This window comes from Sphingomonas turrisvirgatae (assembly GCF_001721295.1).
Lineage (GTDB): Bacteria > Pseudomonadota > Alphaproteobacteria > Sphingomonadales > Sphingomonadaceae > Sphingomonas > Sphingomonas turrisvirgatae.
Window position 1 is genome coordinate 1 of the sequence record NZ_MDDS01000009.1, and the last position, 25,220, is coordinate 25,220.

Consider the following 25,220-nt stretch of genomic DNA (forward strand, 5'->3'; position numbering starts at 1 on the left):
TTCTGGCACTACGCCAGATCCTTGGCGCGGGGTGGAGCAGCCCGGTAGCTCGTCAGGCTCATAACCTGAAGGTCGTTGGTTCAAATCCAACCCCCGCAACCAATATTACAGAAGCCCCCCGGAGAGATACCTCCGGGGGGCTTCTGCGCGTTTGGCGCATATGCGCGGGTGCCTTGCGAGCAGCCTCACGCGTTCAGATGCGTCGACCTTCCGCGCCTCATGATCCAAGCGCCGACCTACAGGCTGTCGCCGCGCGCGCTCTCAAACTCGAGGGCGCGACCTTGCAGCCTGCTCGCGATGAGTTTGAACCGCGCCGGGTTTATCGGAGGCCCCAACTCCTGAGAGGAAGGGGCTATGACGAGCAAGACGACGAACAAGTTCTCACCTGAGGTACGCGCCCGGGCGGTGCGGATGGTGCTGGACCACGAGAAGGATCATCCGTCGCGCTGGGCGGCTGTGGTGTCGATCGCGGCGAAGATCGGGTGCGCGGGCCAGACGCTGCACGAGTGGGTGAAGAAGGCCGAGGTCGACAGCGGCACGCGCGCCGGGGTGCCGAGCGACGTCGCCGACCGGATGAAGGCGCTGGAGCGGGAGAACCGCGAACTGCGCCAGGCCAACGAGATCCTGCGCAAGGCGTCCGCATATTTTGCGATGGCGGAGCTCGACCGCCGAGCGAGGTGATGGTGTCGTTCATCGACGCGCATCGCAAGGTGTACGGGGTCGAGCCGATCTGCCGGGTTCTGCCGATCGCCCCGTCGACCTATCATGCTCACACAGCCAGAAGGATTGAGCCGACCAAGAGGTCGGCTCGGGCTCGGCGTGATGATGCGCTTGGGCCGGAGGTGCGCTGCGTATTCGAGGAGAACTTCCGCGTCTACGGCGTGCGCAAGGTCTGGCGGCAGCTGCGGCGCGAAGGGTTCGACGTCGCCCGCTGCACCGTTGCCCGCCTGATGCGGGCGATGGGCCTGGCCGGCGTGATCCGCGGCAAGCCGGTCCTTACCACCATCAGCGACAGAGCAGCGCCATGCCCGCTCGACCGGGTGAACCGGCAGTTCCGTGCGCCGGCGCCGAACATGCTGTGGGTGTCGGACTTCACCTATGTCGCGACCTGGGCGGGGTTCGTCTACGTCGCCTTCGTCATCGACACCTATGCCCGCCGTATCGTCGGCTGGCGCGCCAGCAGGACGGCGCATGCCAGCTTCGTCCTGGACGCGCTCGAGCAGGCGCTCCATGATCGCCGACCGGTTCATCGCGGTGGCCTGGTCCATCATAGCGACCGCGGGTCGCAATACGTATCGATCAAGTACACCGAGCGCCTGGCCGAGGCCGGGATCGAGCCCTCGGTCGGCAGCGTCGGCGACAGCTATGACAACGCTTTGGCCGAGACGATCAACGGCCTCTACAAGGCCGAGGTGATCCACCGGCGCGGGCCGTGGCGCAACTTCGAAGCAGTCGAGTACGCTACCCTTGAGTGGGTGGACTGGTTCAACCATCGCCGGCTGCTCGAACCCATCGGCAACATCCCGCCTGCCGAAGCCGAGGAGCAATACTATGCTGCCGCGGACATCATCGATATGGCGGCGTGACTCACATCCAACGGCCTCCGGCAAACCCGGCGCGGTTCACATCGGCTTCAGGGCGCCGATGTGCTCGCCGCCCGCACCACCCTCAACCCTTGCGGCTGGTTTCGAAGAGGAACCAGGCCCGCTCCTCTGCCTGATCCGTCCACTCGTCGAGGATGCCGCTGGTGGCATTGTCCTTCGCCTCGTCGACAATCTCCTTGGCTTCTCGCAACGCCGCAACGAGCGCCAGATTGTCCTCGCGCAGTTCGTTCAACATGTCGGCTGGCGATACGAAATCGGCGTCGTTGTCCTTGATCGTCTGCCGCCGGGCGATGTCGCCGACCGAACGCAGGGTGGTGTTGCCGGTCTTGCGTACTCGTTCGGCTATGACGTCAGTCGTCGCCAGGATTTGCGCAGCCTGGTCGTCAAGCATCAGGTGATAGTCGCGAAAGTGCGGCCCAGATACGTGCCAATGGAAGTTCTTGGTCTTGAAATATAACGCGAAACTGTCGGCGAGGATGCCGTTGAGCGCATCGGCCACGGTACGCGTGTCATTCCGGTTGAGGTCCGTCGGGGTCTTCAGCGCCGCATTGGGGTCAGCCATCGTTCAATCCCAGGTTGGTTGGTTCGCCCTTGTAACGAACCCTGAGCGGTTCTGCTCCATACGGCGCTATGAGAAAGTCGGATCAGTGTGATCGCACGACTAGATCAGACGCAGCGCGCTTGCCGCACTGATCGCGGCGGCGCCGAGTGCGAGCAATCCGAAACCGATCCGTACAACGGCAAGCGGTAGCCGTCGCCACGCCTGTTCGCCGAGCAAGGCCGCTGTGAGCGCGACCGCGAAGGCGCCGAACGTCGCGCCGACGGCGGCCAGCCATCCTGATCGGGCAGAGATGGCGAATGTCAGGAACTGGGTGGAGTCTCCAAGCGCGAGGATGAAGATTCCGATGAACGCAGTGGCCGCTCCACCAAGACGCCAGCCCTCAAGCCGATCGGGTGATTTTAACCGTCCAAGCGAGCCAAGCGCCGCAAAACCGAGCGCCAAGGCCAGCAGCAATTGTTTTGCATTGGGGGTGAGCAGCGGCGCAACGAGCATTCCACCGGCGCATGCGATCGCGTTGCCGACACCATGTGCCAGCAGCGCGGCAAACGCGACGCGCAGCGGTGCTCGGTATCGATCGGCCAGGATCGCTGCCAGCCACGCCGCTCGATCGCCAGCTTGAATGAGCAAGGCGGCGACGAAAGCTGGAACCAGCGCGTCCAAGTTCGATCAGCCCACCATGCGCCGGCTGCATACTGCCGCCAGGGCCGCGATACCGCGGGGGTCGTTGCCGCACTGGATCGCGTCGTGCAGTAGCGCAAAGCCGTTTGTCAGATGCGACCCACGCTCCCCGCGTGCCAGTGCGGCCTCAAGCGCGTGGATGATCGGCGTCATCGCGCCAAGTCCGCTGGCGATCGCCAGCCGCCGGATCACATCGAGGTCGCTCGCAAGTTGTCTGGCGGGGCAGTCGCTCAGCGTAGCGCTGAGGCAACCGATTCGCTGTAACAGTTCAGCATGTGCTGCCTCGTGCCCGCCTTCCGTCATCGCCATTCCCCCAGCAAGAGGGGCGAGCATGCGCGTAGCATGGTTAAGCCTCGCCTAATCGTGCCCAAGCCTTGACATCGCACGCTGCGGCGGGCATGCGCGCTGACCAGACAGCGGCTGCCAGTGCGGCCGCTTTATTGTTTTAGCGAATCAGGAACCGGGCGATGGCCAAGCCGACTACCGTCAAGATCAAGCTCGTCAGCACGGCTGACACCGGCTTCTTCTATGTCACCAAGAAGAACCCGCGCACGCAGACCGAGAAGCTGAGCTTCCGCAAGTATGACCCGGTGGTGCGCAAGCACGTCGAGTTCAAGGAAGCCAAGATCAAGTAAGTCGGGTATCGTCGCGTCATGCGGCGATCGACTGAGGCGACGGGCCGCGGGGCGTTCTGCCTGGCGGCCTTTGTTGCGTTCAGATCAGTGCCTGCACTTCTTCCACGAAGCGCATGACCGAAATGGGCTTGGTCACATAGGCGTTGGCGCCCGCTGCGCGGACCCTCGCTTCGTCGTCCTGCCCGGCATAGGCGGTTACCGCCATGATCGGCACTTTCTTCAACATGCCGTCGCTCTTCATCCGTCCGATGATGTCGAGCCCCGATATGTGCGGCAGTTGAATATCGGTGATGACGAGGTCGGGCGCAAAGGTGCGCGCTGTCGATACCGCCTCTCGCCCGTCGCGAACTGGTGCGGTTTCATAGCCATGGGCGCGCAGCAGGTCGCAGAAAAGCTTTAGGTTAAGTTCGTTGTCCTCGACAACCAGCACCCTTTTTGCCACGCGCACCTTTCGACCAACAGGACATGGTTGCTTTAGGCGATGCAGGGCAATGAGACAAATGCGGCGCAGGACGCGACGGCGCTAACGCTGGCGTTGGCGGCGTTGGGCTGGACGGTATCCGAACCTGGGCGTGCACAGCGACTGCTCGACACGACCGGCCTCGAACCGGACGACCTGCGCGCTCGTGCGGCCGATCCGGGCGTGCTGAGCGCGGTGTTGCGCTTCCTGGAGGCGCATGAACCGGATCTGATCGCCTGCGCCGAGGCGATCGGCAGCGGTCCTGCCGCATTGGTTGCTGCCCACCGCCAGCTGGACCGCGCATGAAACCGCTGCTGATCACTGACTGCGACGAAGTCCTGCTTCACATGGTTCGCCACTTCGGCAGCTGGTTGGACGAGGCGCACGACATCGAATTCGGCCTTTCGCACCACGACTGGAGCCGTGCGATGCGGCCGCGCGACGGCAGCACGCTGACGGCCGACGCGATGTGGGGCTATCTCGACGGTTTCTTCCCGGCGCAGATGGGTCGTCAGACGCTGGTACCGCATGCGCGCGAAGCGCTCGCCGCGTTGGCGGACGTCGCCGACATCGTCGTGCTGACCAACTTGCAGGATCATTGCCAGCAGCACCGTGTCGCGCAACTTGCCGAGCATGGCATCGTGCACCGCGTGGAGTGCAATCAGGGTGGTAAGGGGCGGCCCGTGGCCCGCCTTGCAGAAGAGTTCGGTGCAAGCGTGGTCGTGTTCGTTGACGACCTGCCTCAGCATCACGAGTCTGTCGCTCGCGCGGCCCCGCATGTCTTCAGACTGCATATGGTAGCCGAGCCTGCGATGGCGGCATCCGTCCCGCCCGCGCCGCACGCGCATGTCCGAATCGACGATTGGCGAGAGGCGCGGCGCTGGATCGCCGCTCGCTTCGCCGCGGGCGAGCCGGCACCCTTAGTTGAAGCCCTGGGAGAGAATTGATGATCGACGTTCATGCCAAACTTGCCGACATGGGCCTGACGCTGCCGGAAGCGGCGGCACCGGTCGCTGCCTATGTTCCGACGGTGGAGGCAGGCGGGCTGTTGCACATATCGGGGCAGCTGCCGTTCGAGGACGGCGTGGTGATGACCGGTCGCCTCGGTGAGGATCGCGATCTGGCTTATGGCCAGGCGGCCGCCCGACGCTGCGGCCTGATGCTCGTGGCGCAAATCGAAAAGGCGCTGGGCGGCTTTGATCGCGTCGAGCGCATCGTCAAGCTCGGCGTCTTCGTCAACTCGGCACCGGCGTTCACCGATCAGCCGATGGTCGCCAATGGGGCGTCGGAGTTGATGGAGCAGCTGTTCGGCGAGGCTGGACGCCACGCGCGCAGTGCGGTTGGCGTGGCGGTGCTGCCGCGGGGCGCAGCCGTCGAGGTCGACGCGATCATCGCGGTACGATAGCCGTTGCATTTGCGACCAAGCTGTTGCGGACGCGCAACAGCGAGGTGCCAATTTGGCGCCAGTGCGAAAGGTCATTGTGCGGCGCAGCGGATGATGCAATCACACTGTAACGACGGACGATAAGCCGGCCGGGGCGCCCGCCTTAGAGCCAATCGGCATCGCCGTCGCTGCAGGTTGGGACCAATCGTATTTACGAAAGGGATCCCATGCGTATCATCAAGCTCACCCTGGGCGCACTGCTGCTTGCCGGCACTGCAGTTCCTGCGTTCGCGCAGGAAGCCGAAGCGCCCGACGCAATCACCGTGTCCGGCAGCGTCGGCATCGCATCCGACTATCGCTTCCGCGGCGTGTCCCAGACCGACAAGGAAGTGGCGATACAGGGCGGCGTTACCGTCAGCCATGAAAGCGGCTTCTATGTCGGTTTCTGGGGCTCCAACCTCGCCGGCTGGGGCACGTTCCTCGGCGCCAATCTCGAGACTGACATCATCGCCGGGTTCAAGGCGCCGGTCGGCGGCGGCGCGATCGACGTCGGCGTGACCTATTACATGTATCCGGGTGGCCTCGACACGACCGACTTCTTCGAACCCTATGTCAAGCTGTCGGGCACCACCGGTCCGCTGACCCTGACCGCCGGTGTCGCCTATGCCCCGGCACAGGAAGCGCTGGGCCGTGTGTATCCGAGCGGCGCGGCCGCAGTTGCGGGCACGCCGAGCTTCCCGGGCGACAAGGAAGACAATCTTTATCTGTCGGGCGACGCCGTCGTGGCGGTGCCGAACTCGCCGATCAGCCTGCGCGGCCATATCGGCTATTCGGATGGCAATAGCGGCCTGGGGCCGAACGGCACCAGCATCGCGCCGACCGGCAAATACTGGGACTGGACGCTGGGCGCGGATGTGACGTTCAAGGGGCTGACGCTGGGCGTGTCGTACATCGACACGGACATCAGCCGCGCCGAAAGCGCCTATCTGCTGCCGAATTTCCAGAAGTCGACCGGCGGCGACATAGCCGGGTCGACGATCGTGGTCTCGCTCACCGCCGCGTTCTGAGCTGACGCACTACAAACAGAAGGGGCGCCGGAAGCAATTCCGGCGCCCCTTTCATTCGCGCTAAAGCAGCGATCAGTCCTGCGGCGATGGCGTTGCCGTCGGAGCAGGAGCAGGAGCAGGAGCGGGGGCTGCGGGCGCGGTGCCGGCGCCGGTCTGTGCGTCCCGGCCATCGCCTTGCGGCGCGGCGACGATGTCGCGAGTCGTGCTGCCCTTGTCGACCACGGCTGTGCCGGGACTCCCCGCCGAGGAGCGGATGCCCGCGTCGGCAGCGCTGGCGCCGCCCGCAGCCTGGACGGCGGCCGTTTCCGATGCGCTGCGCGGCGCCGATCCGCCGAACAGCGCCTCGAGCGCCTGCTGCGAGGGACCGCCGGCATCCTGCGGGCGCGGCGCGCCCGGCTGCGGCGGCCGCAGCGCGAAGTCAGGCGGGATCACCAGCGGCGCCTGACGCGCCACCGCAAATTCGTCCGGCCGATTGCGATTGGCGATGCCGCCGCTTCCGCAGCTGGCGAGCAGGGTCGCCGCGCTGCCCAGGGCAAGGACGGCCAAAGACTTACGCATTTGCATTCTCCACAGGGGCAGCTTCGGCCGGTTTCTTCTCACGCACGAACAGCGCCCGGATGAGCAGGATTACGACGCCGATGGTAATCGCAGCATCGGCGACATTGAAGACCAAAAAAGGGCGCCATTCGCCAAAGTGCAGATCGGCATAATCGACGACATAGCCAAAGCGCACGCGATCGACGATGTTGCCGAGCGCGCCGCCCAGGACCAGCGCCAGCGCCAGCATGTCGCCGCGGTTCTTCTCACGCACCATCCACACCGCCACGCCGCCGGCGATCAGCGCTGTCAAGGCGACCAGCACCCAGCGCATGGCGTTGGTCTCTGCCGCCAGTAGCCCCAGCGACACGCCGATATTCGCAACGAAGCGCAAGTCGAAGAACGGCAGGATTTCCTTGTAATCGCCGGCCTGAGCGATCCCCAGACCATCGACCACCCATGCCTTGATCGCCTGGTCGGCGATGAAGATCAGCGCGGCGATCGCGAAGCCTAGCGTGCGGTTACGGTTCATGTCACTCATCAGGAAACGACGTCGTCACAGCGGTGGCACAGCGCGCCGTCCGCTTCAACCTCGGGCAGCAGACGCCAGCAGCGGCCGCATTTGTGATGATCGGTCCGCGCGACCGTGACCGCGCCGTCCAGCTGGGTCACATCGGCGACGATGAACACTTCGGCCAGCTCGGCCGCCGGGCGCAGCATTTCCGGCACGGTGACGTTCGCTTCCAGGCTGGAGCGGATCGTCTTTTCGCGGCGCAGCGGCTCGATCGCCTCGGTCACCGCTTCGCGCTGGCGGCGGATATCGGCCCATTCGGTGCTGACCGCATCGTCGCCGGGCAGGGCGGGCAAGTCAGGCCATTCGAGGAAATGGACCGAGCCGTCGTCGGACGGATAGCGCGTCTGCCACACTTCCTCGGCCGTGAAGGCGAGGATCGGCGCGGCGTAGCGGACCAGCGCGTGGAACAGCGTGTCGAGCACGGTGCGATAGGCGCGGCGCTTCACGCTGTCGGCCGCGTCGCAATAGAGGCAGTCCTTACGGATATCAAAGAAGAAGGCCGACAGGTCTTCGTTCATGAAATCCGACAGCGCGCGAGCGTAGCGGTTGAATTCGAACGCTTCGGCCGCCGCGCGCAGCTCGACATCGAGCGCGCCGAGCTTGTGCAGGATGTAGAGCTCAAGCTCGGGCATCTTGCCGACGGGCAACTTCTCGGTATTGGTGAAGCCGTCGAGCGCGCCCAGCAGGTAGCGGAAGGTGTTGCGGATCTTGCGGTACGCGTCGCCGGTACCGCCCAACACTTCCTTGCCGATGCGAACGTCGTCGAAATAGTCGGTCTGCGCGACCCACAGGCGCAGGATGTCGGCGCCGCTTTCGTTGATCACCTTCAGCGGATCGACGACGTTGCCGAGCGACTTCGACATTTTCCGCCCTTGCCCGTCCAGCGCGAAGCCATGGGTGAGGACGGCGTCATAGGGCGCGCGGCCGCGGGTGCCGGCACTTTCGAGCAGCGAGGACTGGAACCAGCCGCGATGCTGGTCGGACCCTTCGAGATAGAGGTTGGCGCGGGTGCCCTCACCGTAGCGCGCCTCGATCACGAAGCTGTGGGTCGAGCCTGAGTCGAACCACACGTCGAGGATGTCGTTGACCACCTCATAATCGGCGAGGTCGTAATCGGACCCGAGCAGCGCCTGATGATCCGCGCCGAACCACGCGTCCGCGCCGCCCTGACGAAAGGCGTCGAGAATGCGGGCATTGACCGCTTCGTCGCGGAGATAATCGCCGGTGATGCGGTTCACGTAGAGCGGGATCGGCACGCCCCAGGCGCGCTGGCGGCTGATCACCCAGTCGGGGCGGCCTTCGACCATCGAACGGATGCGGTTCTGGCTGCGTTCGGGCACCCAGCGCGTGCGCTCGATCGCGTCGAGCGCGAGGTTGCGCAGCGTGGGGTTGTTGGACGGGTTCACGACGGGGCCGAAGCCAGCCGCGCCGGCGAAACTGGGGAGTTCTGCGGCGATGTCGCGTGGTGGAGCCCCCTCTCCCCCCGGGAGAGGGAGGGGTCCGCTCGACGCAGTCGAGTGGGAGGTTGGGGGCAGGTCGGCTTCTGCCCTCACCCTTCCGCCACCTTCGGCGGCTCCCTCCCTCTCCCGGTGGGAGAGGGATTTGGTGCCGTCCATCGGGATGAACCACTGCGGCGTCGCGCGGAAGATGATCTTCGCCTTCGAGCGCCAGCTATGCGGATAGCTGTGCGCAAAATCGTCCGAGGCGGCGAGCAGCGCGCCTGCTTCGCGCAGGTCGGTGCAGATCGGGCCGTCGGATGCGACGAATTTCTTGTTGATGACGCTGCCTTGCCCGCCAAGCCACAGCCAGCCGGGGCGGTACATGCCCGCGCCATCGACCGCGAAGACCGGGTCGATGCCGTGCGCCTTGCACAGCAGAAAATCGTCCTCGCCATGATCGGGCGCCATATGGACGAGGCCGGTGCCGGCGTCGGTGGTGACGAACTCGCCGGGGAGAAACGGACGCGGCTTGGCGAAGAAGCCGCCGAGATGATGCATTGGGTGGCGGGCGAGGGCGCCGGCGAAAGCGCCCTCGCCGACTATCCGGATGCCACTTGGCTTCACCCAGCGCTGGTTACTGTCAGTGATCCGATCCGCTTCGGCCCGCTTGAGGAAAGGCTCAACGAGATCACTGGCGACGACTACTCGTTTGCCGTCCAAATCTATCACCGTGTAAGAGACATCCGGCCCATAGCTCAGCGCCTGGTTCACCGGGATCGTCCATGGCGTGGTCGTCCAGATCACGGCATGCGCGCCGACCAGCTCCGGCGCATTCGGCGCCTCGACGATCTCGAACGCGACGTCGATCTGCGTCGACATCACATCCTCATATTCGACCTCGGCTTCGGCCAGCGCGGTCTTTTCGACCGGGGACCACATCACCGGCTTAGCGCCGCGATAGAGCTGGCCGCTTGTCGCGAACTTCAGCAATTCGCCCGCGATCGTCGCCTCGGCGTCGAACTTCATGGTGAGATAAGGATCGTCCCAGTCGCCCATCACGCCCAGCCGCTCGAACTGCTCGCGCTGAACGCCGACCCATTTGGCGGCATAGGCGCGGCATTCGGCGCGGAATTCGGCCGGCGGCACCTCGTCCTTGTTCAGCTTCTTGGCGCGGTACGCTTCCTCGATCTTCCATTCGATCGGGAGGCCGTGACAGTCCCAGCCGGGGACATAGGGCGCGTCCTTGCCCATCAGGCTCTGGCTGCGCACGATGATGTCCTTCAGGATCTTATTCATCGCATGGCCCATGTGAATGTCGCCATTCGCATAGGGCGGGCCGTCGTGCAGGATGAAGCGCTCGCGCCCGGCACGCTGCTCACGTAGCCGCTGGTACAGGCCGATCTTGGCCCAGCGTTCGAGGATTGCCGGTTCCTTGGCGGCAAGGCCGGCCTTCATCGGAAAGTCGGTCTTCGGCAGGAAGACGGTGTCGCGATAGTCCGGCGCCTGGGCGCGGGCGGTGTCGTTGGTTTCGGTCATGGGTTTGCGCCGATTAGAGGAAAGCGGTGAAGGGTGAAAGCGCCAAGCCCCTCCCGCACGGCGCGGGAGGGGCTAGCTAATTCGCAGCGCCTCGCGCGCCGCGTCGCAATCGGCGGCGATCGCGGCCTTGAGATCGTCCAGCGAGTCGTATTTCGCTTCGTCGCGCAGGAATTCGATCAGTTCGACCTCGATCTCGCGGCCATAGAGATCGCCCGAAAAGTCGAAGAAATACGGCTCGAGCAGCTCGACCGGCGGATTGATCGTGGGACGGATGCCAAGATTGGCGACTCCATCGACCACGCGGCCGTCATGCAGCCGCCCGCGGACGGCATAGATGCCATAGCGTGGTCGCAGATAGGTGCCGAGGCGCAGGTTCGCCGTGGGATAGCCAAGCTCGCGGCCCAGCTTTGCGCCCGGCTCGACCGTGCCCTGAATGGCAAAGGGGCGGGTAAGCAGCGCTGCCGCCTCGCGCGGGTTGCCCTCGACCAGCGCCTGGCGAATCCGGCTGGACGAGATCGGCGCACTGGCATCGCTGACCGGGGCGACAGTATCGACCGAGAAGTTCAGAGCCTGACCAAGCTCGGCCAACACCGCGACATTGCCGCCGCGATCCTTGCCGAAGGTGAAGTCCGCCCCGGTCACCACGCCTGCAGCGCCGATCCGCCCGACCAGTCGCTCCGCCGCGAAATCGCGCGCGGTGAGGGCGGCGAGCGTCGCGTCGAATGCGAAGACGAGCATCGCATCTGCGCCCGCAGCCGCGAACAGTCGTTGGCGCTGGTCGAGCGTGGTCAGGCGGAACGGCGGCGTGTCGGGCTTGAAATAGCGCATCGGATGCGGCTCGAAGGTCGCGACGATCGCCGGGCGTCCTTGCGCGCGCGCGCGATCGACGGCGCGGCCCACCACAGCCTGGTGCCCGGCGTGAAATCCATCGAAATTGCCCAGCGCCACGATGGCACCGCGCAAGTGCGCGGGCACCTCGGCCGCCCCGTCGAGCCGCTCCATGCGGCGCGCCATAGCCGCCGCGGCGGCGCGTTACAAACGCTGGCTGCCGCTTGCGAAGCGGCAGGGCAAGGCGCATAATCGCGCGGTTCCTTAGGGGAAGACTTTATCATGCGGATCATCATGGCGCTTGGCGCGCTGACTCTCGCCGCCCAGGCCCTTACGGCCGTGCCTGCGCTGGCCGAAGACTGGGATTTCGTGCTGATCAACGACGCCGGCAAGCCGATCAAGACGGTCGAGATCGCCGTGGCGGGCAGCGGCGCATGGAAGCCGAACGTCAAGGCCGAAGATGTCGCCGACCGGGGCGAGATCAAGCCGAAGGGGCGCATGACCGTCCACTTCGACAAGCCGAGCGGCCAGTGCAAATTCGACATCAAGGCGACGTTCGGCGACGGGTCGAGCCAGGTGTGGAACGGCGCGAATGTGTGCGACGCGAGCTTCATCACAATAAAACTGGCTGGCGACAAGGCGACGATCGTCGCGGGGTGAGGTTGGCGCCCGCTGCGCCGCGCTGGCCGTCCTGGCGGCGGCGCGAAATAGTTTCGCTATTTCATCTCCGACGCTGCGGAGTGGTGGGCGCTGACGGGCTCGAACCGCCGACCCTCTCGGTGTAAACGAGATGCTCTACCAACTGAGCTAAGCGCCCGGATGACCGGAAGCGCTGGCTTTTAGGCGCTTTTGAACAGGAATCAATTGTGCTTGGCCGGGATCAGGCGCGGCAGGTTCTGGCCATTGGGCGAATGACATTCCCGCGCATCCTTGGCGAATTCGCGTATGCGGCGATTTTCGCGGATCGCGCCTTGCAACAGCGCCTTTTCCTCACGTGCCTGCCAGACGTCGAAGGCCCCGAGCCGCTCGGCCAGTTGCGGGGAATCCCGTAGATCGAGCGAGCGAAGGATCGCCACCCAGGCTTCGGCCAGTTCGGTATTGCGGCGATATTGCGAATCGATCGGGCGCCACAATTCAGGATAGTCGCGCGCGTAGCAGGCCCAGAATGCGTCATACGGCGCGCGGTCGCCACCGGCATGCTGGAACAGGTGCGCCAAGGCCAGCCGCAACGCGCGGGTGCGGGGCATGCGGCCATTTGCCTTGGCCGCGAGCCGCGCAGCCTCGACGATCGACAGCGCAAGGAAGACGGAGGGGGCGAGTCGTGCCATGCCGGTTGTGGAGAACAAAACAGAAACAAAGGCAAGCGGTTGCGGCATTTTCACCGACGTGGAAATCGGCTAGCGCGCGCTGATGCCTCTCACGCAAAAGATCGTCACCCGCTTTGCGCCCAGCCCGACCGGGCGGCTGCATGTCGGCAACATCCGCACTGCGCTGCACAACTGGATGTGGGCGCAGAAAACCGGTGGTACTTTCTGGCTGCGCATCGACGACACCGATGCCGAGCGATCGCGCGAAGAACATGTCGAGGCCATTCGCGCCGATCTTCGCTGGCTGGGGCTCGCCGTCGATGGAGAGGAGCGTCAATCGAGTCGGTTCGCGCTTTACGAGCGGCGGTTCGACGAGCTGGTCGCATCGGGCCGCGTCTATCCGGCATATGAAACGCAGCAGGAACTGGAGCTCAAACGCAAGATCCTGCTCGGCCGCGGGTTGCCGCCGATCTATGATCGCGCGGCGCTGGCGCTGACGGACGCCGATCACGCCAGGCTCAGGGCAGAGGGGGTCGCGCCGCACTGGCGGTTCAAGCTGGATGCGAACGCGCCGATCGAATGGGCCGACCTTATCCGGGGGCCGCAGAAGTTCGATCCCGCGACGATGAGCGATCCGGTGGTGCGGCGCGCCGATGGATCCTGGCTGTACCTGCTGCCGTCGGTGATCGACGATATCGACATGGGCATCACGCACGTCGTGCGGGGTGAGGATCATGTGTCGAACACCGCCGCGCAGCTGCAGATGTTCCAGGCGCTCGGAGCGAGGCCGCCGGCCTTTGCGCACGAGGCGCTGCTGACGGGCAGCGAAGGCAAGCTGTCGAAGCGGCTGGGGTCGCTGGGCGCCGAGCATTTCCGCGAGGCCGGCATCGAACCGCAGGCGATCGTCGCGCTGCTCGCCCGGCTTGGCACCAGCCTGCCGGTCGAGCCGGTCGCCGACCCAGCGCCGCTGATCGAAACCTTTGACTTCGCCCGGTTCGGACGCGCGCCGGCGCGGTTCGACGAAGCGGAACTGGCGCAGATCAATGCGCGGATCGTCCACCAGCTGCCATTCACGCGAGTCGCCGCGCGATTGCCGGCTGGCATGGATGCCGCCGGCTGGAACGCGATCCGCCCGAACGTTGCCACCGTGGCAGAGGCGGCGGACTGGTGGGCGGTGGTGGAGGGCCCGGTCGAGGCGGTGCCCGAGGCTGAGGATGTTGCGTTCCTGCGCGAGGCAGCGGCGACGGCCGCGGCGATCGATGACTGGTCAGTGGATCCCTGGCATAATCTGACGGGAGCGCTCAAGGCGAGTACCGGGCGCAAGGGCAAGACGCTCTTTCTGCCGCTGCGCCGTGCGTTGACCGGACGCGACCACGGCCCCGATATGGCGGCGCTGCTGCCGCTGATCGGGCGAGAGCGGGCGATCGAGCGCCTGTTAGCCTGAACAAGGCAAGGGTCGGGCGACGACATTTCAACTCGCTTTTCAGCAGTTATGTAATGGTGTAACATCACGTTACCGGCGCAGACCGGGTAAATGGAGAGTGCCATATGTACGCCAATCGATATGATGGTTCGCGGGCATCGCGCCCGCTCAGCGCGGGGGCCGCGCTGCTCGTCAACGGTGCGCTGATGATGGGGCTGGTGCTTGCCGTCCCCACGATCGTCAGCGGGCCGGACGAGACGACGCTATGGACCACCAATGTGCCGATCACGTCGCCACCGCCGCCGCAGAAAGACGAGCCGGTTGCGATGAAGAAGGCAGCGACGCCGACCACGCCGCCGCTCAAGCAAAGCGATCCGATCGTCAAAACGCTGCCAAGCGGCCCGACGCTGGAGAGCGTGCGCGATCCGGTGATTCCCGGCTTCGATCCGCCGGTGGGGCCATCGGGCGCCGGCGGCATCGTCATCGACCCGCCTGCGCCGCCCCAGCCGGTGCTGGCGAGCGCCGAGATCGACCCGCGCTATGCCGACAGCTTCCAGCCCGATTATCCCGGTTCCGAACTGCGCCGGCAGCAGGAGGGGCTGGTCAAGGTGCGCGTGCTGATCGGCATCGACGGGCGGATCAAGGCCGTCGAGCAGCTGTCGAGTCCCACGCCCGGCTTCTTCGAGGCGACGCGCCGCCACGCTTTTGGCAAATGGCGATTCAAGCCGGCGACTCGCGACGGCGTGCCGGTGGAAAGCTGGAAGGTGATGACGGTAAGGTTCCAGATTACGCGCTGATCGGGGGTGTCGGGTTCGGTCGAGCCGGACCCGGCACCGTCCGCTCTGGCCCCGGCTGGCATCAGCGCCTATCTTGTCGCCATGAGACTGAGATTGCCGACCAAGATTTCATCGCGCGGCGCGCTTAGCGATCTGCGTGAAACGCTTCGCATGCGCCATGGCTATCAATGGGGCTTTATGGGTGCCGCGTTGGTCGTGACCGTTCTGATCCTGGCGGGGCTGGCCAAGGACGCGTATTTCGAGCGGCCCTACAAGCGCGAGATCGTCTATGTGCAGAACTGGCGCGCGGACCGGTCGCTCGAGGAGATTGTCGCGCAGCAGAAGATCGACCAGGCCAAGCGCGAGAAGGTTGAAGCCGAGGCAAGGGCGAAGGCCGAGAAGCGCCGCCTGGAATGGAAGAAAATCGACGACAACCTCAAGTCCTACGGCATCTGATGGCCGGACGCAGCGGGGATGTGGGCGCGGACGAGCGCTGGATGGGCGCCGCGTTGGCGCTGGCTGAGCGGGGGCGGGGCCGCACTGCGCCTAATCCCGGCGTCGGCTGTGTGATCGTTAAGAACGGGCGTGTGATCGGACGCGGCTGGACTCAGCCTGGCGGACGCCCGCATGCCGAGGCGATGGCGCTAACGCAGGCTGGCGAGGAAGCGCGTGGTGCAACGGCCTATACGACGCTGGAGCCGTGCGCGCATGGCTCTGCGCGCGGCCCCGATTGCAGCGGGTCGCTGGTCGCTGCCGGCATCGGCCGCACCGTGATCGCACTGGGCGACCCCGATCCCCGAACTAACGGCCGTGGCATCGCGCGACTGAGGGAGGCGGGTGTCGAGGTCGTCGACGGCATCCGGGCGGCGGAGGCGCGGCGGTCGATGGCCGGGTTCCTCACCCGTCGCGCACGCGGTCGGCCGATCGTGACGCTGAAGCTCGCGCTGTCGCTGGACGGCTGCATCGCGATGGCCGACGGCGAGAGCCGCTGGATCACTGGACCCGAGGCTCGCGCGCACGGCCACCTGGAACGCGCGCGGCACGAGGCGATCCTGGTCGGGCGCGGGACGCTGCTGGCCGATGCGCCGCGGCTCGACGTGCGGCTGCGCGGCCTGGAGGATCGCAGCCCGCGCAAGATCCTGTTGTCGCTCAATCCGCAATCGGGCTGGACCAGCATTCCCCAGCCGGTCAACATCGCCTCGCTCGCCGGGGTCGATCACCTGTTGATCGAAGGCGGGGCACAGGCCGCTTCCAGCTTTCTGCGCGCGGATCTGGTCGATCGGCTGCTGCTGTATCGTGCGCCGCTGCTCATCGGTGGGGGCAAGCCGGCGCTGGGCGATATCGGCCTCGCCTCGCTTGCCGATGCACATGGCCGGTGGGAGCTGACCGATGCACGGATGCTTGGCAGGGACCGGCTCGAAGTCTACGAGCGCGCGAGCAATTAGAGTCGGACAGCATGTTCACCGGAATCGTCACGGACATCGGCACCATCGAGCGGATCGAGCAGCGCGGCGATCTGCGCGTGCGGATCGCGACAGCCTATGACACCGGCACCGTCGATCTGGGCGCATCGATCGCTTGTTCGGGCGTATGCCTGACCGTGGTGGACAAGGGGCCGGGCTGGTTCGCGGTCGATGTGTCGGGCGAGACCGTGTCGCGCACTGCCGACCAATGGGGCGAGGGGCGCAAGCTTAACCTCGAACGCGCGCTGAAGCTGGGCGACGAATTGGGCGGGCATATCGTGACCGGTCATGTCGACGGTGTCGGCGCGGTGCTGGGTGTCTGTCCCGAAGGCGAATCGAAGCGCATCGGCTTTTCGGTGCCGTCGAGCCTCGCGCCATTTATCGCGCCCAAGGGGTCGATCACGATCGACGGCGTCTCGCTGACCGTCAACGAAGTGACCGACCAGCCGGACGGCACCGCGCATTTCGCGATCAACCTGATCCCGCATACCCAGGCCGTCACGACGCTGGGCGAGCTCGTCCCGGGTCAGGTCGTCAACCTCGAGATCGATGTGCTCGCACGCTATCTCCAACGCATGGAGGCCCGCCGTGGCCAAAGCTGAGCTGGCGCGGCTGCGCCATGCCTTTCTTTCCTCGCCCGAGGAGATCATCGACGAGGCGCGCAACGGGCGCATGTTTATTCTGGTCGATGACGAGGATCGCGAGAATGAGGGCGACCTGGTCATCCCGGCGCAGATGGCGACGCCCGATGCGATCAATTTCATGGCGCGGCATGGCCGCGGCCTTATCTGCCTTGCCCTAACCAAGGATCGGGTCGACCAGCTTGGCCTGCAGCCGATGACGCGGCGCAACGGGACCAGCATGGGCACTGCCTTCACCGTCTCGATCGAGGCGAAGGAGGGCGTGACGACCGGCATCTCGGCCGCCGACCGTGCGCGCACCGTCGCGGTGGCGATCGACGCGGGCAAGGGTGCGAGCGACCTGGTCTCGCCCGGTCACGTCTTCCCATTGGTGGCGCGCGAGGGCGGGGTATTGCTGCGCGCAGGACACACCGAGGCGGCCGTGGACGTGTCGCGCCTCGCTGGGCTCAATCCCTCGGGCGTGATCTGCGAGATCATGAAGGACGACGGGACGATGGCGCGGCTGGACGACCTCGTCGCCTTCGCCCAGCTCCACAATCTCAAGATCGGCACGATCCGCGACCTGATCGCCTATCGCCGTCGCCACGACCATCTGGTCGAGCGTCGGGCGGTGACGACCTTCACCAGCCGGTGGGGCGGCGAGTGGAACGTGATGACCTTTTGGAACAAGGCGGAAGGGACCGAACAGCTGGCGCTGGTCAAAGGCCGGCGTAATCCCGAGAAGCCGACGCTGGTGCGCATGCATGCCATCTCACCCTTCGGCGACATGTTCGGCGAGGATGGCCCGCGCGGCCGGCTGCTGCAGCGATCGATGGAGATCATCGGCGAGGAAGGTTCGGGCGTGATCGTCGTGATCAGCAAGCGTCGTGCCGACAGCTTCACCATGGCGGTCGAGCGCAAGGCGGGCCTTCGCGCCGAGTCCGATATGGAGGAGCTGCGCGACTATGGCTCGGGCGCGATGATCCTGAACGAGCTGGGAGTTGAGGAAATGGTGCTGCTCACCAACTCGCACCACACGCTGGTCGGCCTGGACGGCTATGGGCTGAGCATTGTGGGCGAGCGTGCCATCGACGGACTGGGAGAAGATTGATGGCGCGGGTGTTGATCGTCGAAGCGCGCTTCTACGAGCATTTGAACGATATGCTGCTGGCTGGCGCACGCGGGGCGATCGAAGCCGCCGGGCATAGCCACGACACGGTCACCGTGCCGGGCGCGCTGGAAGTGCCGGGCGCGATCGCGCTGGCGGCAGAGACCGGCCGCTACGATGCCTTCGTCGCGCTCGGCGTGGTGATCCGCGGCGAGACCTATCATTTCGAGATCGTGTCGAACGAGAGCGCGCGCGGGATCATGGCGCTGACCATGGACGGCATCGCGATCGGCAACGGCATCCTGACGACGGAGAACGAGGCGCAGGCGATCGTGCGGGCCGACCCTGCACAGCTGAACAAGGGTGGCGGCGCGGCCGAGGCGGCGCTGGCGATGCTGGCGCTGCGCGACAGATTCGGGTGAGCGGTCCCATCCTCTTCACCGAGCGGCTGATCCTGCGCCGCCCGGTCGGCGAGGATTTCGAGGCATGGGCGGCATTTTCCGCCGATCCCGAGACGATGGAGCATCTGGGCGGCGCGGTGGAGCGCAGCGTCGCCTGGCGCCAGATGTGCACCACCGCGGGCGCATGGGACGTCAAGGGCTTTTCGATGTTCAGCGTAATCGAGCGCGCGAGCGGCCGCTGGGTGGGGCGACTTGGTCCTTGGCAGCCGGAAGGCTGGCCGGGCACCGAAATTGGCTGGGGCGTGGCACACGGATTCGCCGGGAAGGGCTATGCCTATGAAGGCGCGGTCGCCGCGATGGACTATGCGGTCGACGTGCTGGGGTGGGACCGGGTGATCCACACCATCGCGCCGGGCAATGTCCGCTCGCGCAGGCTGGCGCAGCGGCTTGGCTCGACCAATGGCGGACCGACGCAGCTGCCGGCGCCGCTCGGCGCCATGCAGGTCGACGCCTGGGGGCAGAGCGCTACGGAATGGCGCGAGAACCGGGCGCGCCGCTGAAGGCTGGCGCGCCCGATCCTGTTCAGGCCGCTTCCTGTTCCGCCAGCGCCGGATAGTCGATATAGCCTTCAGGCCCCTGGCTGTACCAGGTCTTCACATTCCCCTCGTTGAGCGGCGCGCCGCTGCGCAGCCGCACGGGCAAGTCCGGATTGGCAAGGAACGCGCGGCCGAAGCTGACCGCATCGGCGACGCCGCTGTCGAGCGCCGCTTGCGCTGCATCGCGCGTGAAGAAGTCGGAATTGACCACCAGCGGCCCGTCGAACACCTTGCGGATCGCCGGGCTGAGCTTGGGCGCGTCGCTCCTGCCGAAGGTGCCGTCGGGTCCCGGTTCACGCAGTTCGAGGAAGGCGATGCCGAGTTCGGACAGGCGCCGTGCGGCAGGAACGAACACGGCTTCGGGCGCACTGTCATCGACACCCTGCGACTCGCCATTGGGCGAGAGGCGGACGCCTGTGCGATCCGCACCGGCAATTGCGACCACGCGCTGCGTCACCTCATCCAGCAGGCGGATGCGGTTCTCGACCGATCCCCCGTAGCGATCGGTGCGATGGTTGGACCCGTCGCGCAGGAACTGGTCGATAAGATAGCCGTTCGCGGCATGGATCTGCACCCCGTCGAACCCCGCGGCGAGCGCGTTCTCGGTCGCCCGGGCATAGCTATCGAGGATGCCGGGCAGTTCGTCGAGATCAAGCGCGCGCGCCTGCTCATAGGGCTGGCGCCCTTCATAGGTGTGGACATGGCCGGGGCTGATCGTGGCCGAGGCGGAAACCGGCTGCTCGCCGGTGACGGAGCTGTGCACCTGCCGCCCCATGTGCCACAGCTGCGCCACGATGCGCCCACCGGCGGCGTGCAGCGCTTCGGTGACGGGCCGCCACGCGGCAACCTGGGCGTCGGTCCACAGGCCGGGCGCGAACGGCCAGCCAAGCCCCTGACGGCTGATTCCGGTCGCTTCGCTGATGATGAGGCCGGCGCCGGCGCGCTGCGCGTAATAGTCTGCCATGATCGGCGTCGGCACCGCATCGCGATCGGCACGCCCGCGCGTCAGCGGGGCCATCAGGATGCGGTTGGGCGCGGCGATGGCGCCAAGCTGGATCGGCGAGAACAAGTCCGGCATCGAATTTCTACCCCTTCATTGGGTTGCAATATGCAACAGATAGGCGGCTAAGGGCGCGATGCACGAGCACGCGCCTCCAAAAAAAACTGCGCACCGGCAAAGTTCGGTTGGGCCAAGATCCACCGCGCTGCCCTTTGCCGCGCTGATCGCTGGCAATGTTGCGCTGGCGTTTGGGCCATGGTTCGTTCGCGCGGCAGATGTCGGGCCGGTGGCGGCTGGGTTCTGGAGGCTGGCGCTCGGCGTGCCGTTCCTGTTCGCGATCGTCGTGGCGACGCAGGGCAATCCGTTGCGCAACGCCCGCGGCCTTGGCTGGACGCTGGCGATTGCGGGTGTGGTGTTCGCAGGCGATCTTGCGTCCTGGCATCTTGGCATCCTGCAGACGACCCTCGCCAACGCCACGCTGTTCGGCAATTCTGCGATCCTGATGTTCCCGATCTGGGGGTTCCTGGTCGCACACGCCTGGCCGACGCGGCAGCAGGGGGTGGCGCTGGGGCTGGCAGCGATCGGGGCAGCGTTGCTGCTGGGTCGATCGTACAGCCTGTCGCCCGACCATCTGGCGGGCGATCTGCTCAGCCTGCTCGCGGGCACGCTTTATACGGTCTACTTCATCCTGATGGGCCGCGCGCGCGAGGCGATGTCGCCGCTGGCATCGCTGGCGCTGGTGAGCCTTGCCGGCGCACTGCCGCTGCTCGGCTTTGCCTGGGCGTTGGGCGAACCGATCTGGCCGCAGCAATGGGGGGTGCTGATCGGGCTGGCGCTGGCCAGTCAGGTCGTGGGGCAGGGACTGATGATCTATGCGCTCGGCCACCTATCGCCGCTGGTCGTCGGCATCGCACTCCTGCTGCAGCCGGTCATCGCCGGCACGGTTGGGTGGATCGTCTATGACGAGCGGCTGGGCGCGCCCGATTTTCTCGGGGCCCTTCTGGTCGCCATCGCGTTGGTACTGGTGCGCCGCGAGGCAAAGCCGGTTGCAAGCGTTCCGCAGGAGGCTAAAACGGGAACATGACTGACGTCGCCGACATGACGCTGGACGAGCTGCGCGCCGCGCTCGCTTCCCACCTTGCCCCCAATGCCGCGTTTGACGGCTGGAATGCCAAGGCGGTGGAAAGCGCTGCGGGCACGATCGGGGCCGATCGTCACGTGGCCAGGCTGGCGGTCCCGGGCGACGCGGTCGGCATGATCGACTTGTGGTTTGCCGATATCGACCGCGGCATGGCCGCCGCGCTTCCGCCCGAGATGCTGGCCACAATGAAGATCCGCGCCAGGATCACCGCGTTGGTCGAGGCGAGGCTGGACCTGTTGGCCCGGAATCGCGAGGCACTGCGCCGCGCGGTCGCCATCCTGGCGATGCCGCAAAATGCCCCGCGCGCGGCGAAGCTCGGCTGGCGATCGGCGGACGCCATGTGGCGGCTCGCGGGCGATACCGCGACCGACTACAATCATTATACGAAGCGCGGACTGCTGGCGGGCATCTATGCCGCGACGATCGCGGTGTTCCTGAACGACGACAGCGAGGGTCATGCCGAAACGCGCGCATTCCTGGCGCGGCGGATCGATAACATCATGCAGTTCGAAAATACCAAGGCGAAGCTGGTCGGCAATGGCGACCATCGCTTCAGCGTGTCGCGGTTCGTGGGCCGGCTGCGCTATCACGCGCGGTGAGGGCGAGGGACTTCTTCTTATTACCACCGTCGTCATCCCGGCCTTGTGCCGGGATCCACTTCGCCGCTGGGCGTGTCGTACGAGCCTTGAGGGCGGCAGCTGCCGGCCGCTGGACCCCGGCACCAGGCCGGGGTGACGATTGGGCTTGCAGGGCAGGGGGCGAGCGGTGATCGAGCTTCCCTATCCCGCGCTTCACGCCAGCCATGGCGGCATCTGGATCGCGGGGCCGGACGGCACGCGCAGTGTTGGGCGCGGCGAGGCCGTCCGGATCGCGGCGGACACGCCGATGCTGTTGCTTAACGCGCCGCTGGTGGCGCAGCGGCTGGGCTATCCCGAGTTGTCCGGACTCGACCTGCTCGAACTATTCTCATTCCTGCGCCCGGCCAGGTTCATGGTGCCCACGCCCAAGGGCGTTGCCAAGACGCTGGGCCTTGTCGAGCCGGCGAGCGATGCCGAGGTCGCGCCGTTCCTGCGCGAGGCGGCGACCGCGATGTTGCGTATGGTCGATGGCGACTGGCCCGAGCGAGAGGGCGCATGGCACGCCGCACAGTCGCTGGCGCGGCTGCGATGGAGTTGGGCACCGGTCGTCACTCAGGCAATCGCGAAGCCTGAGAAGGCGGAACGCTGGCTATTCTCCAGACTGCCCGAATGGAGCGAGCAAGCACCACGCACCCCGCCGCGCACCGTGTCGCTGGAAGCGGACGAGGTGCGCGAGCGGCTGGCCGAACTCACTGGCCGGGGTGCGGAGGCGCGGGAGGGCCAGCGGCTTTACGCCGAGGCGGCGGCCTCCGCCTTTGCGCCGCGCACCATGCGTGATTCGCCCAATCTGGTGCTAGCCGAAGCGGGAACCGGGATCGGCAAGACGCTGGGCTATCTTGCGCCGGCCTCGCTCTGGGCAGCGAAGGCCGACGGCGCGGTGTGGGTATCGACCTTTACCAAGGCGCTGCAGCGCCAGCTGGCGAGCGAGGGTGAGCGGCTGTTCGCAGATCCTGAAATGCGCAAAAAGCGCATCGTCACGCGCAAGGGACGGGAAAACTACGTCTGCCTGCTGAATCTGGAAGACGCGTTACAAGGCGGGTTCGCGGGTCGCGCGGCGGTGCTGGCGCAGCTTGTCGCACGATGGGCGGCCTATACCGCCGATGGCGACATGGTCGGCGGCGACTTGCCCGGCTGGTTGCCGGTCCTCTTCCGACGCAACGGATCCACCGCGCTGACCGACCGGCGCGGCGAATGCGTCTATGCCGGCTGCCCGCACTATCGGAAATGCTTCATCGAGCGCGCGGCGCGGGCGAGCGCCGACGCCGACCTCGTCATCGCCAATCATGCGCTGGTCATGGTCAATGCCGCGCGGGGGCGCGAGAGCGCCACGCGGCCGACGCGCTATGTGTTCGACGAGGGGCATCACCTGTTCGACGCTGCCGATGCGATGTTCGGCGTGGCCCTGACTGGGCAGGAGACGATCGAGCTGCGCCGCTGGGTCACCGGGCCGGAAAGCGGATCGCGTGGACGGCGGCGCGGCTTGGCGGCCCGTTTGTCCGACGTGGCGAGCTATGACGAGGCCGGTGCACAAGCCATTGCCGAGGCGGTCGATGCTGCACGCGCGCTGCCGGCCGACGGATGGTTGCAGCGCGTCGCGGAAGGCGCGCCGTTCGGGCCGATCGAGGCGCTGCTGGGCGCGGTACGCGGGCTCACTTACGCCCGTTGCGACGACGCCTCGGGCGAGGCGGGCTATGGCATCGAGACGGAACTGGCCGAGCCGGACGCGGCGCTGGTGGATGCGACGGTGCCAGCGGCGGCGGCGATGGAGCGTCTGCTGCGGCCGATGATGGCGCTCGGGCGGCGGCTCGAGGCCGTGCTCGACGAAGGGCCGGACTGGATGGACGGCCAGGCGCGCGCGCGGATCGAGGGCGCCATCGCTTCACTCGGCTGGCGAGCGGAGACCGTGGCCGCCTGGCTCTCGCTGATCGCGCGCATCGGCGGCCCGGCGAGTGAAGACTTTGTCGACTGGCTGGCGGTCGATCGGGTCGAGGGGCGCGAATTCGACATCGGCATCCACCGCCGCTGGCTCGACCCCAGCAAGCCGTTCGCCGAAACGGTGCTGAAGTCCGCGCACGGCGCGCTGGTTACCTCGGCCACGTTGCGTGCAGGGGGCGACTGGGACGTGGCCGAGGCACGTAGCGGCGCGCAGCATCTGTTGCATCCGGCGGCGCGGTTCGAAGCGCAATCGCCGTTCGACTATGCCGGGCGGGCCGAGGTGATCATCGTCACCGATGTGAAGCGCGGCGACATGCCCTCGCTCGCCAATGCCTATGCCCGGCTGATCGTCGCGGCGCAGGGCGGTACGCTGGGACTGTTCACCGCCATCCGCCGGTTGCGCGGCGTCCACGCGCGGATCGCCGACCGGCTCGCGCGCGAGGGGCTGCCGCTCTATGCCCAGCATGTCGATCCGATCGATACCGGCACCTTGGTCGATATCTTCCGCGACGATCCGCGCGCTTCGCTGATCGGCACCGATGCGTTGCGCGACGGCGTGGACGTGCCCGGCCACTCGCTGCGGCTGGTCGTGATGGAGGGCGTGCCTTGGGCCAAGCCGAGCGTGCTGCATGCCGCACGGCGGCTCGCGGGCGGGGGCAGCGCCTATGATGATCGCATCGTACGCGCGCGGCTTGCCCAGGCGTTCGGCCGATTGATCCGGCGTGCCGACGACCGCGGCGCGTTCGTGCTGCTGTCGGCCGCGATGCCCTCACGCCTGCTCGGCGCGTTCCCACCCGGCACGCCGATCGCGCGGGTCACGCTGGATGAAGCGGTGGCGCGTGCCGAACGTCTTTCATCTGACTCAAGGCTGGGGCATGAGGCGCTCGCACCCCTGGATCCGGAGCGCCGATGAAGACGCTGACGTTGCTGCGCCATGCCAAATCGAGCTGGGACGACCCGGTATCGCGCGACTTCGACCGGCCGCTCAACGCGCGCGGGCGCAAGGCGGCGGTGACCGTCGGACGCCATATGCGCAGCGAGCGGTTGAGCTTCGACCATGTCGTCGCATCGCCGGCAGTCCGCATCGTCGAGACGGTGGAGGAGATAGAGGCCGGCTATGGCAGCGCGCTCGCCCCGGCCTGGGACCGGCGGGTTTACCTGGCGTCCGCTTCCAGTCTGCTCGACGTCGTGCATGAGCTTCCGGCAGGCGCCGACAGCGCGCTGCTGATCGGGCATAATCCGGGATTGGAGGACTTGATCCTGCTGTTGATCCCGGACCGGTCGGGCGACGTGCTGCGCGATTCGGTCGAGGAAAAGTTTCCAACCGCCGCGCTGGCGGTGATGACGTTCGACGTGGAGAGCTGGGACGAGGTGAGCGCGGATGGCGGCATCCTCGTCAGCTTTACGCGTCCGCGCGATCTTGATCCGGCGTTGGGGCCGACGAGCGAATAATTTCGTTTCGCACAGCGATTGACACAGGTTACTATCGCCGCGGGACTCCAGCCGGA

29 protein-coding genes, 2 tRNA genes and 1 other annotated feature are annotated in these 25,220 nt (G+C 66.5%); of the genes, 20 read left to right on the forward strand and 11 right to left on the reverse strand.

Translation table 11 applies throughout. The annotated features are described in order from the left end of the window. Positions 1 to 25: 25 nt before the first annotated feature. Both BFL28_RS03850 and BFL28_RS03860 read left to right on the forward strand, forming a co-directional pair. A tRNA-Met gene (locus BFL28_RS03850) sits at positions 26 to 102 on the forward strand. 252 nt (positions 103 to 354) lie between these two features. Next, a protein-coding gene (locus BFL28_RS03860) for an IS3 family transposase (RefSeq protein ID WP_119184532.1) occupies positions 355 to 1,586 on the forward strand; the annotation gives its coding sequence in 2 pieces (ribosomal slippage) (positions 355 to 646 and positions 646 to 1,586; 1,233 coding nt in all). Then, positions 639 to 755: a sequence feature (AL1L pseudoknot), on the forward strand. Its footprint overlaps the gene before it by 117 nt. An 82-nt stretch (positions 1,587 to 1,668) precedes the next feature. On the opposite strand, the gene BFL28_RS03865 is transcribed toward BFL28_RS03860, so the two are convergent. The 3 genes from BFL28_RS03865 to BFL28_RS03875 form a co-directional block, all read right to left on the reverse strand. Beyond that, positions 1,669 to 2,166 carry a Dps family protein gene (locus tag BFL28_RS03865; protein WP_069319300.1) on the reverse strand — a complete coding sequence of 166 codons (498 nt, stop codon included), beginning with the start codon at positions 2,164 to 2,166 and terminating at the stop codon, positions 1,669 to 1,671. A gap of 99 nt (positions 2,167 to 2,265) precedes the next feature. Next, positions 2,266 to 2,826: a TMEM165/GDT1 family protein gene (locus BFL28_RS03870; protein ID WP_069319301.1), complete on the reverse strand. Its 561-nt coding sequence runs from the start codon at positions 2,824 to 2,826 to the stop codon at positions 2,266 to 2,268. 6 nt (positions 2,827 to 2,832) lie between these two features. Next, the gene (locus BFL28_RS03875; RefSeq protein WP_069319302.1) at positions 2,833 to 3,153 is read right to left on the reverse strand and encodes a hypothetical protein; all 321 of its coding nucleotides are present in this window, start codon (positions 3,151 to 3,153) and stop codon (positions 2,833 to 2,835) included. Positions 3,154 to 3,311: 158 nt separating this feature from the next. Here BFL28_RS03875 and rpmG point away from each other — a divergent pair, with 158 nt between their 5' ends. Next, the gene (gene rpmG, locus BFL28_RS03880) at positions 3,312 to 3,479 is read left to right on the forward strand and encodes a 50S ribosomal protein L33 (RefSeq protein WP_066571778.1); all 168 of its coding nucleotides are present in this window, start codon (positions 3,312 to 3,314) and stop codon (positions 3,477 to 3,479) included. Positions 3,480 to 3,558: 79 nt separating this feature from the next. Here rpmG and BFL28_RS03885 read toward each other — a convergent pair whose 3' ends face one another. Then, a complete protein-coding gene (locus tag BFL28_RS03885; RefSeq protein WP_069319357.1) occupies positions 3,559 to 3,921 on the reverse strand; it encodes a response regulator in 363 nt (120 codons plus the stop codon). Between the two features lie 39 nt (positions 3,922 to 3,960). On the opposite strand from BFL28_RS03885, the gene BFL28_RS03890 reads away from it, so the two are divergent. The 4 genes from BFL28_RS03890 to BFL28_RS03905 all read left to right on the forward strand — a co-directional run bounded on the left by BFL28_RS03890 (position 3,961) and on the right by BFL28_RS03905 (position 6,390). Next, complete coding sequence (locus BFL28_RS03890; RefSeq protein WP_069319303.1) at positions 3,961 to 4,245, forward strand: DUF3572 family protein; 285 nt, start codon at positions 3,961 to 3,963, stop codon at positions 4,243 to 4,245. Then, complete coding sequence (locus BFL28_RS03895) at positions 4,242 to 4,886, forward strand: hypothetical protein (protein WP_069319304.1); 645 nt, start codon at positions 4,242 to 4,244, stop codon at positions 4,884 to 4,886. Before BFL28_RS03890 ends, BFL28_RS03895 begins: the two co-directional genes overlap by 4 nt. Beyond that, entirely contained in the window at positions 4,886 to 5,344 is a 459-nt protein-coding gene (locus BFL28_RS03900; protein WP_420911752.1) for a RidA family protein, read from the forward strand. The genes BFL28_RS03895 and BFL28_RS03900 overlap by 1 nt, the downstream gene beginning before the upstream one ends. Positions 5,345 to 5,550: 206 nt before the next feature. Then, complete coding sequence (locus BFL28_RS03905) at positions 5,551 to 6,390, forward strand: TorF family putative porin (protein WP_069319305.1); 840 nt, start codon at positions 5,551 to 5,553, stop codon at positions 6,388 to 6,390. A 72-nt stretch (positions 6,391 to 6,462) separates the two neighbouring features. On the opposite strand, the gene BFL28_RS03910 is transcribed toward BFL28_RS03905, so the two are convergent. The 4 genes from BFL28_RS03910 to BFL28_RS03925 all read right to left on the reverse strand — a co-directional run bounded on the left by BFL28_RS03910 (position 6,463) and on the right by BFL28_RS03925 (position 11,478). Continuing rightward, complete coding sequence (locus tag BFL28_RS03910) at positions 6,463 to 6,948, reverse strand: DUF3035 domain-containing protein (RefSeq protein WP_069319306.1); 486 nt, start codon at positions 6,946 to 6,948, stop codon at positions 6,463 to 6,465. Further along, entirely contained in the window at positions 6,941 to 7,459 is a 519-nt protein-coding gene (gene lspA, locus BFL28_RS03915) for a signal peptidase II (protein WP_069319359.1), read from the reverse strand. Before lspA ends, BFL28_RS03910 begins: the two co-directional genes overlap by 8 nt. Before the next feature lie 8 nt (positions 7,460 to 7,467). Next, on the reverse strand, positions 7,468 to 10,476 hold the full coding sequence (locus BFL28_RS03920) for an isoleucine--tRNA ligase (RefSeq protein WP_069319307.1): 3,009 nt from the start codon (positions 10,474 to 10,476) through the stop codon (positions 7,468 to 7,470). Between the two features lie 72 nt (positions 10,477 to 10,548). Beyond that, positions 10,549 to 11,478: a bifunctional riboflavin kinase/FAD synthetase gene (locus BFL28_RS03925; RefSeq protein WP_069319360.1), complete on the reverse strand. Its 930-nt coding sequence runs from the start codon at positions 11,476 to 11,478 to the stop codon at positions 10,549 to 10,551. A 108-nt stretch (positions 11,479 to 11,586) separates the two neighbouring features. Here BFL28_RS03925 and BFL28_RS03930 point away from each other — a divergent pair, with 108 nt between their 5' ends. Next, positions 11,587 to 11,964, forward strand: coding sequence for a hypothetical protein (locus tag BFL28_RS03930; RefSeq protein ID WP_079246909.1), 378 nt, complete (start codon positions 11,587 to 11,589; stop codon positions 11,962 to 11,964). 81 nt (positions 11,965 to 12,045) lie between these two features. Here BFL28_RS03930 and BFL28_RS03935 read toward each other — a convergent pair. After that, positions 12,046 to 12,121: transfer RNA gene (locus tag BFL28_RS03935), tRNA-Val, on the reverse strand. A 43-nt stretch (positions 12,122 to 12,164) separates the two neighbouring features. Continuing rightward, positions 12,165 to 12,632, reverse strand: a complete 468-nt coding sequence (locus BFL28_RS03940; RefSeq protein ID WP_069319309.1) for a hypothetical protein — start codon at positions 12,630 to 12,632, stop codon at positions 12,165 to 12,167. Positions 12,633 to 12,714: 82 nt separating this feature from the next. Here BFL28_RS03940 and gltX point away from each other — a divergent pair, with 82 nt between their 5' ends. From gltX to BFL28_RS03980, 8 genes are all read left to right on the forward strand, one after another. Next, a complete protein-coding gene (gltX, locus tag BFL28_RS03945) occupies positions 12,715 to 14,055 on the forward strand; it encodes a glutamate--tRNA ligase (protein WP_069319310.1) in 1,341 nt (446 codons plus the stop codon). Positions 14,056 to 14,159: 104 nt separating this feature from the next. After that, positions 14,160 to 14,831 (forward strand): energy transducer TonB, encoded by a 672-nt coding sequence (locus tag BFL28_RS03950; protein WP_069319311.1) that lies wholly within the window; start codon positions 14,160 to 14,162, stop codon positions 14,829 to 14,831. An 81-nt stretch (positions 14,832 to 14,912) separates the two neighbouring features. Beyond that, a complete protein-coding gene (locus BFL28_RS03955) occupies positions 14,913 to 15,266 on the forward strand; it encodes a hypothetical protein (protein WP_069319361.1) in 354 nt (117 codons plus the stop codon). Further along, positions 15,266 to 16,255 carry a bifunctional diaminohydroxyphosphoribosylaminopyrimidine deaminase/5-amino-6-(5-phosphoribosylamino)uracil reductase RibD gene (gene ribD / locus BFL28_RS03960; protein ID WP_069319312.1) on the forward strand — a complete coding sequence of 330 codons (990 nt, stop codon included), beginning with the start codon at positions 15,266 to 15,268 and terminating at the stop codon, positions 16,253 to 16,255. The genes BFL28_RS03955 and ribD overlap by 1 nt, the downstream gene beginning before the upstream one ends. 11 nt (positions 16,256 to 16,266) lie before the next feature. After that, positions 16,267 to 16,875, forward strand: a complete 609-nt coding sequence (locus BFL28_RS03965; RefSeq protein ID WP_069319313.1) for a riboflavin synthase — start codon at positions 16,267 to 16,269, stop codon at positions 16,873 to 16,875. Continuing rightward, positions 16,823 to 18,004 carry a 3,4-dihydroxy-2-butanone-4-phosphate synthase gene (ribB, locus tag BFL28_RS03970; protein ID WP_069319314.1) on the forward strand — a complete coding sequence of 394 codons (1,182 nt, stop codon included), beginning with the start codon at positions 16,823 to 16,825 and terminating at the stop codon, positions 18,002 to 18,004. The genes BFL28_RS03965 and ribB overlap by 53 nt, the downstream gene beginning before the upstream one ends. Then, a complete protein-coding gene (ribH, locus tag BFL28_RS03975; RefSeq protein WP_069319315.1) occupies positions 18,004 to 18,423 on the forward strand; it encodes a 6,7-dimethyl-8-ribityllumazine synthase in 420 nt (139 codons plus the stop codon). Before ribB ends, ribH begins: the two co-directional genes overlap by 1 nt. Beyond that, on the forward strand, positions 18,420 to 18,962 hold the full coding sequence (locus tag BFL28_RS03980; RefSeq protein ID WP_079246911.1) for a GNAT family N-acetyltransferase: 543 nt from the start codon (positions 18,420 to 18,422) through the stop codon (positions 18,960 to 18,962). Before ribH ends, BFL28_RS03980 begins: the two co-directional genes overlap by 4 nt. 22 nt (positions 18,963 to 18,984) lie before the next feature. On the opposite strand, the gene BFL28_RS03985 is transcribed toward BFL28_RS03980, so the two are convergent. Next, positions 18,985 to 20,076, reverse strand: a complete 1,092-nt coding sequence (locus BFL28_RS03985) for an alkene reductase (protein WP_069319317.1) — start codon at positions 20,074 to 20,076, stop codon at positions 18,985 to 18,987. 58 nt (positions 20,077 to 20,134) lie between these two features. On the opposite strand from BFL28_RS03985, the gene BFL28_RS03990 reads away from it, so the two are divergent. From BFL28_RS03990 to BFL28_RS04005, 4 genes are all read left to right on the forward strand, one after another. Beyond that, a complete protein-coding gene (locus tag BFL28_RS03990; RefSeq protein WP_069319318.1) occupies positions 20,135 to 21,082 on the forward strand; it encodes a DMT family transporter in 948 nt (315 codons plus the stop codon). Then, complete coding sequence (locus BFL28_RS03995) at positions 21,079 to 21,738, forward strand: COQ9 family protein (RefSeq protein ID WP_069319319.1); 660 nt, start codon at positions 21,079 to 21,081, stop codon at positions 21,736 to 21,738. The genes BFL28_RS03990 and BFL28_RS03995 overlap by 4 nt, the downstream gene beginning before the upstream one ends. A 166-nt stretch (positions 21,739 to 21,904) precedes the next feature. Next, positions 21,905 to 24,625: an ATP-dependent DNA helicase gene (locus BFL28_RS04000; RefSeq protein ID WP_119184533.1), complete on the forward strand. Its 2,721-nt coding sequence runs from the start codon at positions 21,905 to 21,907 to the stop codon at positions 24,623 to 24,625. After that, complete coding sequence (locus BFL28_RS04005) at positions 24,622 to 25,164, forward strand: SixA phosphatase family protein (protein WP_069319320.1); 543 nt, start codon at positions 24,622 to 24,624, stop codon at positions 25,162 to 25,164. Before BFL28_RS04000 ends, BFL28_RS04005 begins: the two co-directional genes overlap by 4 nt. Positions 25,165 to 25,220 lie beyond the last annotated feature (56 nt).

Excerpts from the sequence above, each read along its gene's own strand:
- BFL28_RS03865 (WP_069319300.1), bottom strand. The coding sequence starts at position 2,166 with ATGGCTGACCCCAATGCGGCGCTGAAGACCCCGACGGACCTCAACCGG.
- BFL28_RS03875 (WP_069319302.1), bottom strand. The coding sequence starts at position 3,153 with ATGGCGATGACGGAAGGCGGGCACGAGGCAGCACATGCTGAACTGTTA.
- rpmG (WP_066571778.1), top strand. The coding sequence starts at position 3,312 with ATGGCCAAGCCGACTACCGTCAAGATCAAGCTCGTCAGCACGGCTGAC.
- BFL28_RS03890 (WP_069319303.1), top strand. The coding sequence starts at position 3,961 with ATGCAGGGCAATGAGACAAATGCGGCGCAGGACGCGACGGCGCTAACG.
- BFL28_RS03895 (WP_069319304.1), top strand. The coding sequence starts at position 4,242 with ATGAAACCGCTGCTGATCACTGACTGCGACGAAGTCCTGCTTCACATG.
- BFL28_RS03900 (WP_420911752.1), top strand. The coding sequence starts at position 4,886 with ATGATCGACGTTCATGCCAAACTTGCCGACATGGGCCTGACGCTGCCG.
- BFL28_RS03905 (WP_069319305.1), top strand. The coding sequence starts at position 5,551 with ATGCGTATCATCAAGCTCACCCTGGGCGCACTGCTGCTTGCCGGCACT.
- BFL28_RS03910 (WP_069319306.1), bottom strand. The coding sequence starts at position 6,948 with ATGCGTAAGTCTTTGGCCGTCCTTGCCCTGGGCAGCGCGGCGACCCTG.
- lspA (WP_069319359.1), bottom strand. The coding sequence starts at position 7,459 with ATGAACCGTAACCGCACGCTAGGCTTCGCGATCGCCGCGCTGATCTTC.
- BFL28_RS03920 (WP_069319307.1), bottom strand. The coding sequence starts at position 10,476 with ATGACCGAAACCAACGACACCGCCCGCGCCCAGGCGCCGGACTATCGC.
- BFL28_RS03925 (WP_069319360.1), bottom strand. The coding sequence starts at position 11,478 with ATGGAGCGGCTCGACGGGGCGGCCGAGGTGCCCGCGCACTTGCGCGGT.
- BFL28_RS03930 (WP_079246909.1), top strand. The coding sequence starts at position 11,587 with ATGCGGATCATCATGGCGCTTGGCGCGCTGACTCTCGCCGCCCAGGCC.
- BFL28_RS03940 (WP_069319309.1), bottom strand. The coding sequence starts at position 12,632 with ATGGCACGACTCGCCCCCTCCGTCTTCCTTGCGCTGTCGATCGTCGAG.
- gltX (WP_069319310.1), top strand. The coding sequence starts at position 12,715 with ATGCCTCTCACGCAAAAGATCGTCACCCGCTTTGCGCCCAGCCCGACC.
- BFL28_RS03950 (WP_069319311.1), top strand. The coding sequence starts at position 14,160 with ATGTACGCCAATCGATATGATGGTTCGCGGGCATCGCGCCCGCTCAGC.
- BFL28_RS03955 (WP_069319361.1), top strand. The coding sequence starts at position 14,913 with ATGAGACTGAGATTGCCGACCAAGATTTCATCGCGCGGCGCGCTTAGC.
- ribD (WP_069319312.1), top strand. The coding sequence starts at position 15,266 with ATGGCCGGACGCAGCGGGGATGTGGGCGCGGACGAGCGCTGGATGGGC.
- BFL28_RS03965 (WP_069319313.1), top strand. The coding sequence starts at position 16,267 with ATGTTCACCGGAATCGTCACGGACATCGGCACCATCGAGCGGATCGAG.
- ribB (WP_069319314.1), top strand. The coding sequence starts at position 16,823 with ATGTGCTCGCACGCTATCTCCAACGCATGGAGGCCCGCCGTGGCCAAA.
- ribH (WP_069319315.1), top strand. The coding sequence starts at position 18,004 with ATGGCGCGGGTGTTGATCGTCGAAGCGCGCTTCTACGAGCATTTGAAC.
- BFL28_RS03985 (WP_069319317.1), bottom strand. The coding sequence starts at position 20,076 with ATGCCGGACTTGTTCTCGCCGATCCAGCTTGGCGCCATCGCCGCGCCC.
- BFL28_RS03990 (WP_069319318.1), top strand. The coding sequence starts at position 20,135 with ATGCACGAGCACGCGCCTCCAAAAAAAACTGCGCACCGGCAAAGTTCG.
- BFL28_RS03995 (WP_069319319.1), top strand. The coding sequence starts at position 21,079 with ATGACTGACGTCGCCGACATGACGCTGGACGAGCTGCGCGCCGCGCTC.
- BFL28_RS04005 (WP_069319320.1), top strand. The coding sequence starts at position 24,622 with ATGAAGACGCTGACGTTGCTGCGCCATGCCAAATCGAGCTGGGACGAC.